We start from the raw sequence: 15992 nt of genomic DNA, 5'->3' as shown, positions 1-15992 counted from the left end.
GTCCGCGAGGTCCCTCTCGCAGACAGTCCCGGAAAGGCGCACCCCGCTTCAGCTTGTGCCACCGGCAGGCGCCTCGAACTCCGAAACTTGAGTATAGTTAGTATGAAATTACCCACATGTGGGTAGAGCTCCGCCTTATAACCCACATATGGGTAACAATCAACTTAAATTCCGCATCGTCCTCGCCCGCCAGCTCCGAGCTGAACGAAAGGCCATGGGATTGGGTCAACAGGAGTTTGCCAGAAAATTGGCCATTAGCCAGTCAACACTGGCCCGTATCGAAAGCGGGGAGCAGAATGTGACCATCGACATGCTGGAGCTTATTTGCAGCCGTTTAAAATGCAAAATATCCGAACTATTGCCAGATCAATAGGAATTGATCGATGCATTCCCTGGTGCAAAACAAACGTTAATCCAAGGGCAATGAGTGCAAACACTACCATTCCGATTTGCTTAGGGAATAGAGCTGTAATCGGCTTTTCATCACTGATCTCTCGGGTGAACCGGTAGAACGGATGGTCATTTGTCTCCACCGGCACCAAGAACTTCTTTACCGCCTCGTAGACGACCCGGAAGCTATCGCCGGTGTCATCAAGCAGGCCAATCCACGCCCTCATCGACGCTGAGGTTCTGTATCGGCGTTCTCTCGGCCAGTCCTCGTTGATTAAGGGGATGACAAGTTTGTCCAGCCATTGTCGTTTTTCTGTCCACCTGCTGCAATCGTCAGCGAGGACAACGCCAGCGCTGATTGCCCTTCCACCTTGACCTGGGCGTAGCCGAACTCGCGAATATTGCTGCCCTGCATCGTGCCGCCCAACTGGTGAAGCATGGTCTGCATACCGTAGCAGATGCCCAGTACCGGCACTCCCAGTTCGAATATCGCCTGCGGCGCGCGCGGCGAGCCCATTTGGCACCAAATCTGTTGTGAAACAACAACGCGCTGCTTAGAGGCTGAGGGCTCGCTCAACGCTGGGCCGCGCGACGAACTTCCGGCTGATTACACTCCGCATTCACCTCGGCCCCCAACAGAAAAATAAAGGCTCCAATAAACAACCACAGCATCAAAACCACTACGGCCCCCAAAGCACCATACTGCGCGTCATATTCACCATAGTTAGACACATAGAATGAAAAAGCTAGGGAAGCAATAACAAATAACCCCGTGGCGAGCGCGGCACCAGGCAGTAGATTTCGCCAAGCCTGGCGTCGCTTTCTCGCAGGTGCAAAGCGATACAACACCAGAAACATACCTACCAGCAGAAGAATGAATATAACCCAGCTTGTTAATGTGGTGAAAGTAGCGGCAGCCTGATGCGACAAGAAGGTTGAAACCAACGCTGGAACAATAACAATGACGGCGATCGCAACGATGAAGACTATCGCCGATGTCAAAGTTAGCAGTAAGGTCACCGCATTGACCTTCAGGAAACCGCGATCTTCTTCCATGTCATAGGCAATATTGAGCGCCGCGGAAACCGCCTTCATGGCTTTATTGGCACTCCATAGAGAAATGATTATCCCGAATACAAAACCGAAAGTGAGAGATGAATCTGGAGTTGTGGCCAGGTCTTCCATACGACTGGAGATCACGGCCAACACTTCATCTGGAACTATACCACCGAGACGCTCAACGTGACTTTGCACAGTCTGTGCATCAGCCAAGAGGCCGTAAATGGAAATAACTGTTGCCAGCGCCGGAAAAAGAGAAAGAAAGGCATAAAAAGCAACTCCGGCAGCAACCAGCGACAAACGGTCATCCTTGATACGACCTTTCACGCCAACCGCTGTTTTCTTGATCTTCGCCATCGTCGAACTCCCGTGGGTTGCCAATGATTACTGCCCCACTACTTTATCAAGTGAGGAGCAATAACGGGGCCAGCAAGTTTGCATTGACTGTTATTGGCTGATGTATCTGTCCGGCCGGCTGGCGAACAGAAAGCGCAGTTGAAAAGGGAAGCTGAGCACCCGCCGGCGATGGCTGTTCGGGCAACGCCTCGTCGATCAACGTGGCGCTGGTAACGACCAGCATCCATCTCCCGGATGGCCGTCCTGGTCGCCGCCGTGTGGGGCATGATCCGCCTCCTTGCAATACTGCGTTTTTATACAGTCTATCGCTCAACGGCGGGATCTTGAAGCCTCAGCTGTGAGGCCGATCAGTACCAGACATTACTAGCGAACTCAGTCACTCCCACTCGATGGTGGCCGGCGGCTTGCTGGACACGTCGTAGGTCACCCGCGAGATATGCTCGATCTCGTTGATAATACGGTTGGAGACCTTCTCGATCAGTTCGTAAGGCAGGTGCGCCCAGCGCGCGGTCATAAAGTCGACGGTTTCCACTGCGCGCAGTGCCACCACATATTCATAGCGGCGGCCGTCGCCGACCACGCCCACGGACTTGACCGGCAGGAATACCACAAAGGCCTGGCTGGTCTTGTGGTACCAGTCCGCCTTGTGCAGTTCCTCGATAAAAATTGCGTCCGCCTCGCGCAGGATATCCGCGTACTCTTTTTTCACTTCGCCGAGAATACGTACGCCCAGACCCGGGCCCGGGAAGGGATGACGGTAGACCATGTCGTAGGGCAATCCCAGTTCCACGCCGATCTTGCGCACCTCATCCTTGAACAGCTCCCGCAGTGGCTCCACCAGTTCGAACTGCATTTCCTCCGGCAGGCCACCCACGTTGTGGTGGGACTTGATCACATGGGCCTTGCCGGTCTTGGCGGCGGCGGATTCGATGACGTCCGGGTAGATGGTACCCTGGGCGAGGAACTTCACATCCTCGATCCTGGTCGCCTCGCGGTCGAAGATTTCGATAAAGGTGTTGCCGATAATCTTGCGCTTGGCTTCCGGTTCGTCTTCGCCGGCGAGGCGGCTCAGAAATTCATCCTCGACGTCGGCGCGGATGACTTTGACCCCCATGTTCTCCGCGAACATTTTCATCACCTGATCGCCTTCATTTTTGCGCAACAGGCCGTTGTCCACAAACACGCAGGTAAGCTGGTCACCGATGGCCCGGTGCAACAGTGCCGCCACCACCGAACTGTCCACGCCGCCGGACAGGCCCAGCAGCACCTTGCCGCCACCCACCTGTTCGCGTACGCGGGCGATGGAATCCTCGATGATATTTTCCGGAGTCCAGAGTTTTTCACAGCCGCACAACTCGATCACAAAGTGTTCGTAGATACGCATGCCCTGCAGCGTGTGAGTCACTTCCGGATGGAATTGCACACCGTAGAAATTTTTCTCCGCACAATACATACCGGCAATGGGGCAGGATTCCGTGGAGGCCATCAGCTCGAAGCCAGGGGGCATTACACTGACCTTGTCGCCGTGGCTCATCCACACGTCCAGCAGTGCGTTGCCCTCTTCGTCGAGATGATCCTTGATGTCATGCAGCAGCGCCGACTGGCCTTCCGCCTTGACCTGGGCGTAACCGAACTCGCGGATATTACTGCCCTGCACCGCACCGCCCAGTTGGTGGGCCATGGTCTGCATGCCGTAGCAGATGCCCAGTACCGGCACCCCCAGTTCGAACACCGCCTGCGGCGCGCGCGGCGAGCCCTCTTCGGGGACCGATTCCGGGCCGCCGGCGAGAATAACGCCCCTGGGGTTGTACTCGCGGATTTCCTCGTCGCTCATATCAAAGGCGCGAATCTCGGAGAACACCCCCAGTTCGCGCACGCGGCGGGCGATCAGCTGGGTGTACTGGGAGCCGAAGTCGAGGATCAGAATGCGGCTGGCGTGGATGTCTTGGGTCATGGCTTACTCAGAATTTGCGAGGTGAGTTCCTAAACCACAAACGGACCCGGAGGTCCGTTTGTTATTAAAAAATCAGGCGTTTCATTGTAGGAGCCTGCTTGCAGGGCAAAAATGCGCGTTTAGCGAGCACTGCTCGCTGCGCATTTTTGCGATCGGCCAAGGATGGCCGGGCCGGCGGCAGCTCCATGGACGGCTGCTTGGGTACGAGTTAGCTCGAAGCCCCGAGCATTCGCCTGCAAGCAGGCTCCTACAGGGGCGGGCCTGCGGCCCGCAAGCGGAGCTGGAGCTCCGCGCTCCCGGCTATCGTCCATTGATCGGGTAGTTGGGCGCTTCCTTGGTAATCTGCACATCGTGTACATGGGACTCGCCCATCCCCGCGGCAGTCACCCGCACGAACTGGGGCTTGGTGCGCATGGTCTCGATGTCCACGCTGCCGGTGTAGCCCATCGCGGAGCGCAGGCCGCCCATCATCTGGTGCACGATCACCGACAACGGCCCTTTGTAGGGCACCCGTCCCTCAATGCCCTCCGGCACCAGCTTTTCCGCGCCCTTGCTGGCGTCCTGGAAGTATCGGTCGGAGGAGCCCTGGGTGCGGGACATGGCGCCCATTGAACCCATGCCCCGATAGGATTTGTAGGTCCGGCCCTGGTACAACTCCACCTCGCCGGGCGCCTCTTCGGTACCGGCAAACATGGAGCCCATCATCACCGAGTGGGCGCCGGCGACGATGGCCTTGGAGATATCGCCGGAAAAGCGGATACCGCCGTCGGCGATCAGCGGCACACCGGTGCCTTCCAGTGCCCGGGCGACTTCGGCGATGGCGGTAACCTGCGGCACGCCGATACCGGTGACGATACGGGTGGTACAGATGGAGCCGGGGCCGATACCCACCTTGACCGCATCCGCACCGGCCTCCAGCAGTTCCCGGGCCGCCTCACCGGTGGCGATATTGCCGCCGATGACATCCACCTTCGGGTGCATCTGCTTGATGCGCCTTACCCGCTCGATCACGTTGCGGGAATGGCCGTGGGCGGTGTCCACCACCAGCACGTCCACCCCGGCTTCCACCAGGGCGGCGACCCGGTCGTCGGTATCCGGGCTGGTGCCCACGGAGGCGCCCACGCGCAGGCGGCCGTCGCCGTCTTTGCAGGAATTGGGGTACTGCTCCGCCTTATTGAAATCCTTGACGGTAATCAGGCCACGCAGCTCGAAATGGTCGTTGACCACCAGCACCTTTTCGATCCGGTGCTTGTGCAACAGCTCCTGCACCTGTTTCGGCGCCGCGCCCTCGGGGGCGGTCACCAGGCGTTCCTTCGATGTCATGATGCTGGCCACACTGGCGTCCAGGTCGGTCTGGAAGCGCACATCACGGCTGGTGACGATACCCACCAGGTTGCCCTTTTCCATCACCGGCACGCCGGAGATATTGTGGTGGGTGGTCAGTGCGATCAGTTCGCGCACCGTGGCATCGGACTCGATGGTGATGGGGTCCTTCACGACCCCGGCCTCGAACTTCTTGACCGCGCGCACCGCCAGCGCCTGGTCCTCGATTGACATGCTTTTGTGGATGATGCCGATACCCCCTTCCTGGGCCAGCGCTATCGCCAGGCGCGACTCAGTCACGGTATCCATGGCGGCGGACACAATGGGGATATTCAGGGCAATATTGCGGGACAGGCGGGTCTTCAGGGACACATCCTTGGCTGTCACCTCGGAGTAACCGGGCACAAGCAGGACGTCGTCAAAAGTGAGAGCTTCGCGCGCGATGCGCAGACCGGATTCAGACATATGACACTCAAACCTCAGGGAGCGGGATTGGGTATCGGCGCGATTATAGCCGCAATCCCCATGCCGGAGAAAGCCCAATCGTGCTTTTCGGGCAAACCACTTTACCTGTTTATACATTGCTGCAATATTGGCCCGCCAAATTTCCATTCGAGAGTCCAAAATGCCAACTGCGCCGCCTAAAACCCACGGCAACCGCAGCGTCCTGTCGGTCGGCGACCTGAACCGGGAGGTCAGGCAGTTGCTGGAGGGCAGCGTGCCCTTGCTGTGGGTGAGTGGCGAGATCTCCAATTTTGCCGCTCCCACTTCCGGCCACTGGTATTTCACCCTCAAGGACAGCCGCGCGCAGGTCCGCTGCGCCATGTTTCGCGGCCGCAACCGCACGGTGCGCTTCCGCCCCGAAAACGGCCGCGAGGTACTGCTGCGGGCCCGGGCCAGCCTCTACGAGGGCCGCGGAGAATTCCAGCTGATCGTTGAGCATATGGAGGAAGCCGGCTTCGGCGCGCTGATGCGCCAGTTGGAGCAGTTAAAAGCGAAGTTGCGGGCGGAGGGGCTGTTTGATCTGGAGCGCAAGAAACTGCTGCCGGCGCTCCCGGCCAATATCGGCATCATCACTTCCCCCACCGGGGCCGCCATCCGCGATATGATTCACGTGCTCGGCCGGCGCCACCCCGCCGCCGAAATCGAACTCTGGCCGGTACAGGTCCAGGGCCGCGGGGCGGCGGAACAGATTGCCCGGGCCATCCGCCTGGCGGGGCAGTCGGGCCGGCACGACCTGCTGATCGTCGGCCGCGGCGGTGGCTCCCTGGAGGACCTGTGGCCCTTCAACGAGGAGATCGTGGCCCGCGCCCTGGCCGACTGCCCCATTCCCACCATTTCCGCCGTGGGCCACGAAACGGATACCACGATCACCGACCTGGTCGCGGACCTGCGCGCCCCCACCCCGTCGGCGGCGGCGGAAATCGCCAGCGCCAACGCCGCCGAACTGGCGCAGCGGGTTCAGCGTGCCAGCCATCACCTGCTGCGTGCCCTGCGCCACCAGCTGCGCCATCTGCGCCAGCAGGTGCAACTCACCGGCAACCGCCTCCGTCACCCGCGCGAACAACTGCAGAATCGCGCCCAGCGTCTCGACCACCTGGAGATGCGCCTGGGGGTCGCCGCCCGCCGGGCCCTGGACACCCTGCACCACCGACTGGACAGGGGGCTGCGCGACTTCGCCGGCTGCCACCCGGAGCGCCTGTTGCGGGACCGGAGAGAGCAGCTGCAATCGCACCGGGAAAAGCTGCAGCGGGCGATACAGCTGCGGCTGGACCAGGACCGCGACCGCCTGGTTCACACCGGCCAATTGCTGCACAGCGTCAGCCCGCTGGCGGTACTGGAGCGCGGTTACGCCATAGTGCGCGACGACCGCGGCCGGGTGATCAAGGACACCGCGGAGCTGCGGCCCGGGGACCGGGTGCGCGCGCGCCTGGCGCGGGGCGAGTTCAGTGCCGAGGTGACAGAACCGGGATAGCCGTAAGCGGGCACAAGGTTCGCCCCTTGCCACTGGACCTGTGGATACCGGCATGCGCCGGTATGACGAATCAATCCCCCCTTCCCCAGCGACCAACCACCCCGCAGCGACGTTAAAATTCGGCTGTCCCCTGCTGTCGGAGCCATAAATGGTTGGTCGCCGTATCCTCGCCTGCCTGTTGTTTACTGCCGTGTTCGCCGCGCTCGGCGGCTGCGGCGAGGCGAAGCTGAAACTCGACCTGGGCCCGGAAGAGGAAGCCGTCCGGGAACCCACGCCCCGCGAGCGCTTCGCCTTTTCCAATTACCGTGAAACCGGCGACCTGGACAAGATCCGGGAGCGCGGGGTTATCCGCTTCGTCAGCCTGACCGGCCCCCGGGAGGATTACCTTCCGCGAACCGCGGTTGTCTCCCAGCAACATTTCGACCTGGCCAACAAGTTCGCCAAGCACCTGGGGCTGGAGGCCAAATGGGTACAGGCGGACACGCCGGAGCTGGCCATCGAAATGGTGGAGCAGGGCTATGCCGACGTCCTCGCGGACAACTTTACCGAGACTGAAGAAAGGCGCGAGCGCATTCAGTTCTCGGTGCCGGTAATGCATGTCTACCAGCAGCTGGTAACCGCCGGAGAGAAGCCCGATATCGACGACCTGTCACAGCTGCGCAATACCCGGATCGTGGTGCTCGAGGACAGTGTGCATGTGAAAACGGCGAGGGAATTGATCGCGAAGTTCCCCCAGGCGAACCTCACTGTCGAAGCCCTGTCACTGAATGACAACGTGGATGCGCTGATGGATTACACCCAGGAGCACCGGAATACCCTGGCCATATTCGACAGCAATGTGATCGATCGCATGCGCGACTACCGCGACGATATTCAGGTGATCGCCAATGTCTCCGAACTGGATCGTATCGCCTGGGGCGCGCGGAAAAACTCTCCTTTCATGCACCTGGCCCTGAACAACTTCCTCACCATGAACCTGGTCAGGAGAGAATACAGGCGCGTCTCCGACTGGAAAGCCATCAAGGAATCCGGCGTTGTGCGCCTGCTCACCCGCAACAGCCCGTTCAGTTATTTCCTGTGGAAAGGTGTGCTGATGGGGTTCGACTACGATATGGCCAAGGCCTTTGCCGACCAGCATGACCTGGAACTCCAGGTGGTGGTAGTGCCCTACCAATACGACATCGTAGAGTGGCTCGAGGAGGGGCGCGGCGATATCGCCGGTGCCGCCCTGAATATTACCCAGGAGCGGATCGACCGGGGAATGGCATTCAGTACCCCCTACCTGGAAATGCCGTTGCAGGTCGTCAGCAATAAAAAGGACCCCCCGATCGCCACCCTTATGGACCTCAACGGGCGCACCCTCACCATGCGCACACATTCCTCTTTCATCGAGTACGGGGAAGTGCTGAGAGACAGCGGCATCGATGTCAAAGTGGAAATCGCAGACCCGGAAGTCTCCTACCAGCAGCTGATCGATATGGTGGCGAGCGGCGAGGTGGACGCAACCCTGGCGGACTCCAGCGGCATCGCCGTGGAGGCGGTTCTGCTCTCGGAACTACAGCCCGGCGCAGTGATTACCGACCCCCTGCCCCAGGCCTGGATGATGCTGGCGCAAAACACCGAGTTGCTGGAAAAGGTCAACGACTTTATAAAAAAATTCCGCAAAAGCGACGAGTACAAACAAAAATACAACGCCTATTTCAAGCCCAACAACCGCTTCGCGCAGAGAATACAGGCGCGTATCGTACCGGGCCAGGACCTTTCCCCCTACGATGCCCTGGTCAAGACCTCCGCCGCGGAACACAGCTTCGACTGGCGTATGGTGGTGGCGCAGATGTGGCAGGAGAGCAACTTCAACCCCAAGGCGGTTTCCCCGGTGGGCGCCCAGGGGCTGATGCAGGTAATGCCGCGCACGGCGGAGGAAATGGGCTATCCCCCACCGCTGTTTGATCCCGAACGGGGCATCAAGGCGGGGGTCAAATACCTGAACTGGGTGCGCGGCCGCTTCGATCCCGATCTCTCACTGGACAACCTGCTGTGGTTTACCCTCGCCTCTTACAACGCGGGTTACGGGCACCTGCTGGACGCCCAGCGGCTCGCCGGGGAGCTGGGACTGGACCCCAACGTATGGTTCGGCAACGTCGAGCAGGCGATGCTCAAATTGTCGGAACCGCGCTATTTCAACAACGCGCGCTACGGCTATGTGCGCGGAGCCGAGCCGGTGCAGTATGTGCGCAACATCAGCAATCTCTACAAAGCCTATACGGACGTGGCTCCCAGCGAAGTCGCGGCGCGGTGGCTGATGTCCGATATTATCCGCCTGGAGTCAGCACGATCTTGCCGATATGCCCACTGGACTCCATCAGCCGGTGCGCATCGCTCGCCTGCCCCAGAGGAAAAGTGGCTGCAATCTGGGGACGGATTTTGCCCTCCTCGATCAAGGGCCAGACTTTCTTTTCCAGGGCACTGGCTATGGCCGCCTTCTCCTCCACTGTCCGCGGTCTCAGAGTAGAGCCCGTGAGAGTCAGGCGCTTGAGCATCACCGGCAGCATATTCACCTGCACCCTGGCCCCCTGCAGGAAGGCGATGTTCACGATACGGCCGTCGCGGGCGGCGAGTTGGATATTGCGGTCGATGTAGTCCCCACCCACCATATCCAGGATCACATCGGCGCCGTGGCCGCCGGTGGCCTCGCGCACCACTTCAACGAAGTCTTCCAACTTGTAATTGATCGCCCTTTCCGCCCCGAGCTTCTCGCAGGCGGCGCATTTCTCCGCACTGCCGGCGGTGGCGAATACCCGCTCACCGAAGTTTTTACCCAACTGGATCGCCGCGGTGCCGATGCCGGACGAGCCGCCGTGCACCAGCAGTATTTCCCCCGCTTTCAATTCCGCGCGATCGAACACATTGCTCCACACGGTAAAGAAGGTTTCAGGCAGTGCCGCTGCCTCCACCATCGAAAGCCCCTTGGGCACCGGCAGACACTGGGTAGCGGGCACAGCGGCAAACTCCGCGTAGCCGCCGCCGTTGGCCAGCGCGCACACTGTGTCACCGGTCTTCCAGCGCTGCACCTTATCCCCGAGTGCGACAATTTCCCCGGCAACTTCGAGCCCCAGCACCGCTGAGGCTCCGGGAGGGGGCGGATACAGGCCCATGCGCTGCACGACATCCGGGCGATTGACGCCGGCGGCGGCGACCTTGATCAGCACCTCCCCTGGAGCGGGCTGCGGCTTCTCCCCCTCCGCCAGTTGCATCACTTCGGGGCCGCCGTGTTCGGGCAGGTCGATATAGCGCATGGGTTCTCTCAGCTGTCATTTCTTCGTTGCAAATAATGATCGCGGCCAGCGGCCGCTCCTACAGCAGAGATAAGCCTTCTTGTAGGAGCGGCCGCTGGCCGCGATCGGATTAGCGGATAATTTTATGCGGGATCAGAGATCGTAGGTCAACTCCACACCCACTATTCGCCCCTTGTTCAGCGGAGTAAAAGTGGCACCGGCACCACCCAGAGTAACCGGCAACTGGGTGTCGTTGCCTTCGCTGACCTCATCCAGCATGTTTTTGCCGAACAGGGCCAAGTGATAGCCGCTCCCATTGGGACTGTACCCGATGCTGAAATCCAGCATATCCACCTCGCTCAACATACCCAGGTTGTTGTCCGTGTAGGGCGATGCATCCCGATGATTGAAGTTGATCCGCGAAGTGAGCGTACCGGCAGAACCCAACGCCAGGTCATGTACCAGGCCGACGCCGTAGGTCCAGGGCGCCAGGCGGGGAATATCCAGCCCCAGGTCGGTATCGTCCACTACGCCATCGCCGCTGATATCAAACCAGACGTCGTCGTAGTCGCCATCCACATAGCCCAGGTTCGCGGTAAACAGCAGAGTGTCGCTAAGCGCCGCCATAAACTCCAGCTCGGCTCCCCGAATGGTGGCATCAGCGGTGTTGCGGATCAGCTGCACCACGCCCACGATCGGGTCCTGCAAGTTCAGTTCGCGCTGCATATCGTCGATGGTGTTGTGGAACAGCGCCATATTCGCGCGCAGACGCCCGCCCCACCACTCGGACTTGGCGCCGATCTCAAAGCTGGTCTGCTCCTCCTGGTCCGTGGGCAGCGGTTGATAGACCAGAGAAGTATTGCGCATGTTGTAGCCGCCGCTGCGGAAGCCCTTGGTCCAGAAACCGTAGAGCTGGGTGTTGTCGGAAAGATTCCACTGCAGACCAACTTTCGGGGTGAAAGCGCTCCAGGATTCGCTGTCCTCGAAATCATAGGCGACACAGCCGTCGTCGATAGTGCAGAGATTCGCCGGGATGGTGGCAATTTTGGCGTCCTTCTCCTCGGTAGAATAGCGCCCGCCCAGAGTCAGGACCCAGGCATCTCCCAGATCGATATCCGCCTGGGCGAAGGCTCCCAAAGCCTCATGGTCCTGGACACCGCCGCCGGTCCAGTCCAGACCACCGGGCGCCGAGAGGGGCAACATACGGTTTTCGTAGTACTCCAGCTCCTGGCTGAACCAGTAAACCCCGGTGGTCAACGCGGTGGCGCCGAAGCGACCGGAATAGCGCAACTCGTTGCTGATCTGGTTCTGGTCGATCACCGTCGCGGCGTGGAAGGCGAAGATCGGCAGGGAGTCGATATCGCCGATGCCGTCACCGTAAAACTCGCGCCAGCCGAGGATATTGGTCACAGTGCCGTTGCCGAAAGCCACGTCCCGGTTGAACTCGGCGATCACCTGGCTCCACTCTGCATCGGAATAACCCTCTTCGTCGATGGCGAGTTCGAAGGAGTCGTCGCTGTTATCCCAGCCGGTAACCCCCACCGACGCGGCGATCAGCGGCGCCAGTTCGCCGCGGTTCTGCCCGGGCACACCGTCGGCATCGGATTCACCGCGCTCCAGGCGCACCAGCAGTTCAGTGCCCTCACCCAGATCGAAGCTGAAGGCGGGGCGCACAAGCCAGGTTTGGGAAGCACCGAATTCGTCGTTGTCCGAGGCCAGGTTTTCAAACCAGCCCTGGTCGTCGTTGTAATAGGCGGTCAGACGTCCGTTTACGCTCTCGGAAATACTGCCGTTGACGCTGCCCGCAACAATGGTGTCCAGGCTGTCGGTGGTGGACACTTTGAATTTCGAGGAAAACTCATCGCTGGGTTTTGCGGTCTTTACCAGCACTGCCCCGCCGGTGACATTGCGCCCGAACAGCAAACCCTGGGGTCCACGCAGCACCTCAATGCCTTCCAGGTCGAACAGGTCCATTATCACGCCGGTGTTAATACCCATATACATGCCATCCACAAACACCCCTACAGTGGGGTCTATAGACGGAATGGAGCTGTTGACCCCCAACCCGCGAATGGTGAAATTGGCGGTATTGCGGGTAGTGCCGATATCGTCCAACTGCACATTGGGCATTTTGAAGGCGAGGCTTTCCAGATCCTTGGTCTGCAGGGCCTCCAACTGCTCACCGGAATAAGCGGTGGCCGCCACCGGCACCTCCTGCAACTTCTCCGCCCGCGCGCGCTTGCGCGCCGTGACTTCCACCTCTTCCATAATGGTGCTTACCGAGCCCTCCGCCGCCTGGGCCGAACCCGCGCCACAGGAAAGCGAAAGCACTGTCAGTGAACAGGCGGATATCAGTGTCAGATTGCTTTTACGATTGAACGGACGTTCCATGGTTTTCTCTCCATTGCTCTGCTTTATTGTTATATCGCAGTCGGAAACACCACGGCCGGTACAGCCTGGCTCCATTTGTTTTTATTGTTGGAGCACCGACCAGTAACCGCATATTTTGAATCGGTTCATACACTTCGGCACGAACGAACGCTTGAAGATTACAGGATCACTTTCCGTTGCTAAAGAATATTTAGCGTGAATTTATACAGGTTATACGCGTTAGAATGTTTTTGCCTCCCCGCTCTATTTCCTATCCCGTATAAGAACCCAACCCCCATCAGCTTTACAAATAGTAGTACACCCTACTGGCCGCCATTGCCCTTCAGGTATTCCTCCCGGCTTTTCCGGTAATCGATCACATAAGTCCGGCTCAACCGGTCGTGAAGGAGATTGCCGCCAAGAAAACAATTGATAAACCAGCCGATCTTGAACAGCGGCAGGGTGAACATAAAACTGAAAATCCGCCACAGACCGTGCGGGTAGCCGACGCGCTTGAAATGGCGATCGGTGACCCGGTATCCCAGGAGGTATTTGGCCGGCGTGGCCTGCCAGCGGGAACCCTCGGCGATCCATGCCAGTACCAGATAGCCGAGGATGGACACCGACAGGGCCGTGAAGCTGGCATCCCCCTCGGACTTTCCCATGGCCTTGATCATGACCACCGAAGTAGTGAGTCCCACAACCACGTACACCAGGAAAACATCCAGTAGTAGCGCGAAAGCGCGGCCGAGCAGGTTGCCGAAGTAGTAATAGTCGAGGCTTTCTTCCGCGGGCCGCGGCTTCTGCTCCACCAGCTTCCTGCCGCCGCGCACGCCCTGAAGTGGGTCCACTGACTGGAGATCGCCCTCCATCACGTCGAATACCGCATTGCACAGGGCTTCACCAAACTCCCGGTACAGGTAGCCACGGCTTTCCGACCAGCCGAACAGCATATCGCCATGGACCAGGATATTGGCGGCCACTTGGCTGCCCTTTTCCGGCGCCTCGCTGTTGAAGCGCGCAAAACGCTCGAAGACTCCCAGTCCCAGGTTCCAGTTGAATTCCTCCTCCAGGAGATAGGAACACTCGGCGAGAAAGCGCCAGGTCTCCTCCATGCCGATCAGGCGATCGCTCTCCAGGGCCCGGTCCACCTGTTCCAGCACCTGGCGGTATTCGTCTATGCGCTTCTGTCGCTCGGTTTCCGCAGCCGCGCTGTCCTGTTCGGGGGGAAGTTCAGGCGGTGCTTCCCGCTCCGCGACGGCGGTCTCTTCCTGCGGCGACGGCTGTTGAGTTTCCATTGCCGGTTGAGGGCGCTCCACGACAGGCTGAGGATTCTCGATTATGGGCTGAGGACTCTCGATTACGGGCTGAGGGCTCTCGATTACGGGCTGAGGGCTCTCCATCATGGGCTGAGGCCTCTCGGCAATAGTCAGCGCCCGTTTATAGGCGCTGTGCAATTGCTGGAATTCCTGCGGCTTTTCGTCGGGCCTGGTCTGTTTCAGTTTTTTCGCATAGGCGCGCTTGATCGCGCGCGCATCGTCGCTGGGCTCGATGCCCAGCAGCGCCCATGGGTCCATCAGATCCAGTCCTCGCCGTCCAGTTCGTCGAAGACTTCCTGCAGGCGGGCGCGGGCCTTTTTGATCTCCGCGGGGTTCTGCCTTTCCAGCACCCGGTCGAAGTTGCCCAGCAGCCGGGCAATAGTTTCCCGCCGCTCGCCCAGGCTGGATTCGTAGAGGCGCTCACCGCGGGCGATCAGCGCGCGGTTCTCCTCGTCCTCCCGCGGGTGGAATTTCAGCTTGGACAATTTCTGCAGTGCGCTGGCCTTTTCCTCTTCATTCAGCGCACCGGGGGAAAACTCGATCAGTTTGTTGTGGGTCTTGCCGGAGGAAACCACGGTGACATCCACCTCCAGCAGCCCGTTCATATCGTAGCTGTAGCGGATATCCACCGCCTCCTCGCCCTTGGGCCCCTTGGGTACGGGAACACTCGTCTCACCGAGGTACACATTTTTCTTTACCAGGCGGTTTTCCCCCTGGTAGACATCGACGCGGACTTCGGTCTGGTTCTCATGTGCAGTCCACACCCGGCGCACCACGCTGACGGGCACCACCGTGTTGCGCTCGATAATCGGCATAAAGTACTCGCCCTGTTCCGGGCTGTCCTCGTTGATAACCCCTGTGCCCAGGGTGTAGGGACAGACATCGGTGAGCACGATATCCTCCAGCGCCGCGCTCCTGGACTTGAGCCCGGCCTGGATGGCCGCGCCCATAGCCACCACCGTATCCGGGTCCAGGTGACAGGACGGCAGGCGGCCGAACATCCTGCCCACCATCGAGCGGAACAGGGACATGCGCGTCGAGCCGCCCACCAGCACTACCTCGTCGATCTTCTGTGGTGGCAGGTCGGCATCGCGCATGGCGCGCTCGATGGGCCTCTTGCTGCGCAGCAACAGCGGTGTGGCGAGTTTTTCAAACCATTCGGCGGTCGCCGCCCACTCGATCTTCTGCTTGCCGACCTCCAGCTGCAGTCGCTGCTCCGGGTGCTGGCTGATGCGGCGCTTGGCGGTCTCCATCTGCATGGTCAGGTTCTGCAGTTGGCGCGGCGACAGCTGATCCCTGCCCATTCCCTGCTCTTTCAGTACACTGTCGATCATCGCCTCCACGAAATCCTCGCCACCGAGGAAATTGTCCCCGGCGCTGGCGTGGACCTCCATGATGCCGTCGAAGAATTCCAGGATCGAGACATCGAAAGTGCCGCCGCCCATATCCAGGATCAGGAAGTTGCCCTCGCGCTTGTCATGCAGGCCATAGGCGATGGCCGCGGCGGTGGGCTCGTTGATCAGCCGCTCCACTTTCAGCCCGGCCAGTTCGCCGGCGAGCTTGGTGGCGTGGCGCTGGTTGTCGTTGAAATAGGCGGGAACACTGATGACCGCTTCGGTAACGGTTTCGCCCAGGTGGGCTTCCGCATCCTCCTTGAGGGAGCGCAATACCAGTGCGGACAGCTCGGTGGCGCTGAACATCTGCCTGCCCAGCGCCACCTTGTGATCGGTACCCATCAGCCGCTTGAAGGCGGCCACCGTGCGATCGCTGTGATTGATCAACCGCTCCTTGGCGGTCCTGCCCACCACCAGCTTGCCCGCGGAGTCCAGCCCCACCACCGACGGCGTGAGTACATCACCAAGGCGATTGGGAATCAGCGTGACCCCCTCTTCCCCCAGAACGCCACAGGCACTGTTGGTGGTGCCCAGGTCGATACCGATAACAGCCATAGTTTTCCTTGTTAAATGGTA

At 60.0% G+C, this 15992-nt stretch carries 9 protein-coding genes and 2 pseudogenes; 3 read left to right on the top strand and 8 right to left on the bottom strand.

Going from position 1 to position 15992, the window contains the following annotated elements; genetic code table 11:
• The first annotated feature begins 148 nt into the window (after positions 1 to 148).
• Entirely contained in the window at positions 149 to 373 is a 225-nt protein-coding gene (locus FHS09_RS20785; protein ID WP_183463531.1) for a helix-turn-helix domain-containing protein, read from the top strand.
• A 366-nt stretch (positions 374 to 739) separates the two neighbouring features.
• Here FHS09_RS20785 and FHS09_RS20775 read toward each other — a convergent pair.
• The 4 genes and pseudogenes from FHS09_RS20775 to guaB all read right to left on the bottom strand — a co-directional run.
• Positions 740 to 901, bottom strand: a pseudogene (locus FHS09_RS20775) (glutamine amidotransferase-related protein); the annotation flags it as partial.
• 62 nt (positions 902 to 963) lie between these two features.
• Entirely contained in the window at positions 964 to 1806 is an 843-nt protein-coding gene (locus FHS09_RS20770; protein WP_183463529.1) for a YihY/virulence factor BrkB family protein, read from the bottom strand.
• A gap of 376 nt (positions 1807 to 2182) precedes the next feature.
• Positions 2183 to 3760 carry a glutamine-hydrolyzing GMP synthase gene (guaA, locus tag FHS09_RS20765; protein WP_183463527.1) on the bottom strand — a complete coding sequence of 526 codons (1578 nt, stop codon included), beginning with the start codon at positions 3758 to 3760 and terminating at the stop codon, positions 2183 to 2185.
• Between the two features lie 300 nt (positions 3761 to 4060).
• Positions 4061 to 5548 (bottom strand): IMP dehydrogenase, encoded by a 1488-nt coding sequence (gene guaB / locus FHS09_RS20760; protein WP_183463525.1) that lies wholly within the window; start codon positions 5546 to 5548, stop codon positions 4061 to 4063.
• A 160-nt stretch (positions 5549 to 5708) separates the two neighbouring features.
• Here guaB and xseA point away from each other — a divergent pair, with 160 nt between their 5' ends.
• Both xseA and FHS09_RS20750 read left to right on the top strand, forming a co-directional pair.
• On the top strand, positions 5709 to 7058 hold the full coding sequence (gene xseA / locus FHS09_RS20755; RefSeq protein WP_183463523.1) for an exodeoxyribonuclease VII large subunit: 1350 nt from the start codon (positions 5709 to 5711) through the stop codon (positions 7056 to 7058).
• A 148-nt stretch (positions 7059 to 7206) separates the two neighbouring features.
• Positions 7207 to 9153, top strand: a pseudogene (locus FHS09_RS20750) (transporter substrate-binding domain-containing protein); the annotation flags it as partial.
• Positions 9154 to 9370: 217 nt separating this feature from the next.
• Here FHS09_RS20750 and FHS09_RS22980 read toward each other — a convergent pair.
• The 4 genes from FHS09_RS22980 to FHS09_RS20735 all read right to left on the bottom strand — a co-directional run bounded on the left by FHS09_RS22980 (position 9371) and on the right by FHS09_RS20735 (position 15971).
• Entirely contained in the window at positions 9371 to 10354 is a 984-nt protein-coding gene (locus tag FHS09_RS22980) for an NAD(P)H-quinone oxidoreductase (protein WP_246395181.1), read from the bottom strand.
• Between the two features lie 132 nt (positions 10355 to 10486).
• Complete coding sequence (locus FHS09_RS20745; protein ID WP_183463518.1) at positions 10487 to 12724, bottom strand: TonB-dependent receptor; 2238 nt, start codon at positions 12722 to 12724, stop codon at positions 10487 to 10489.
• Positions 12725 to 13026: 302 nt separating this feature from the next.
• Positions 13027 to 14280, bottom strand: coding sequence for an RDD family protein (locus FHS09_RS20740; protein ID WP_183463516.1), 1254 nt, complete (start codon positions 14278 to 14280; stop codon positions 13027 to 13029).
• Positions 14280 to 15971 carry a molecular chaperone HscC gene (locus FHS09_RS20735; protein ID WP_183463514.1) on the bottom strand — a complete coding sequence of 564 codons (1692 nt, stop codon included), beginning with the start codon at positions 15969 to 15971 and terminating at the stop codon, positions 14280 to 14282. The genes FHS09_RS20740 and FHS09_RS20735 overlap by 1 nt, the downstream gene beginning before the upstream one ends.
• Positions 15972 to 15992 lie beyond the last annotated feature (21 nt).

It is taken from the genome of Microbulbifer rhizosphaerae, from assembly GCF_014191725.1.
GTDB classification, from domain to species: domain Bacteria; phylum Pseudomonadota; class Gammaproteobacteria; order Pseudomonadales; family Cellvibrionaceae; genus Microbulbifer; species Microbulbifer rhizosphaerae.
This window is presented reverse-complemented; position numbering and strand designations above follow the sequence as displayed.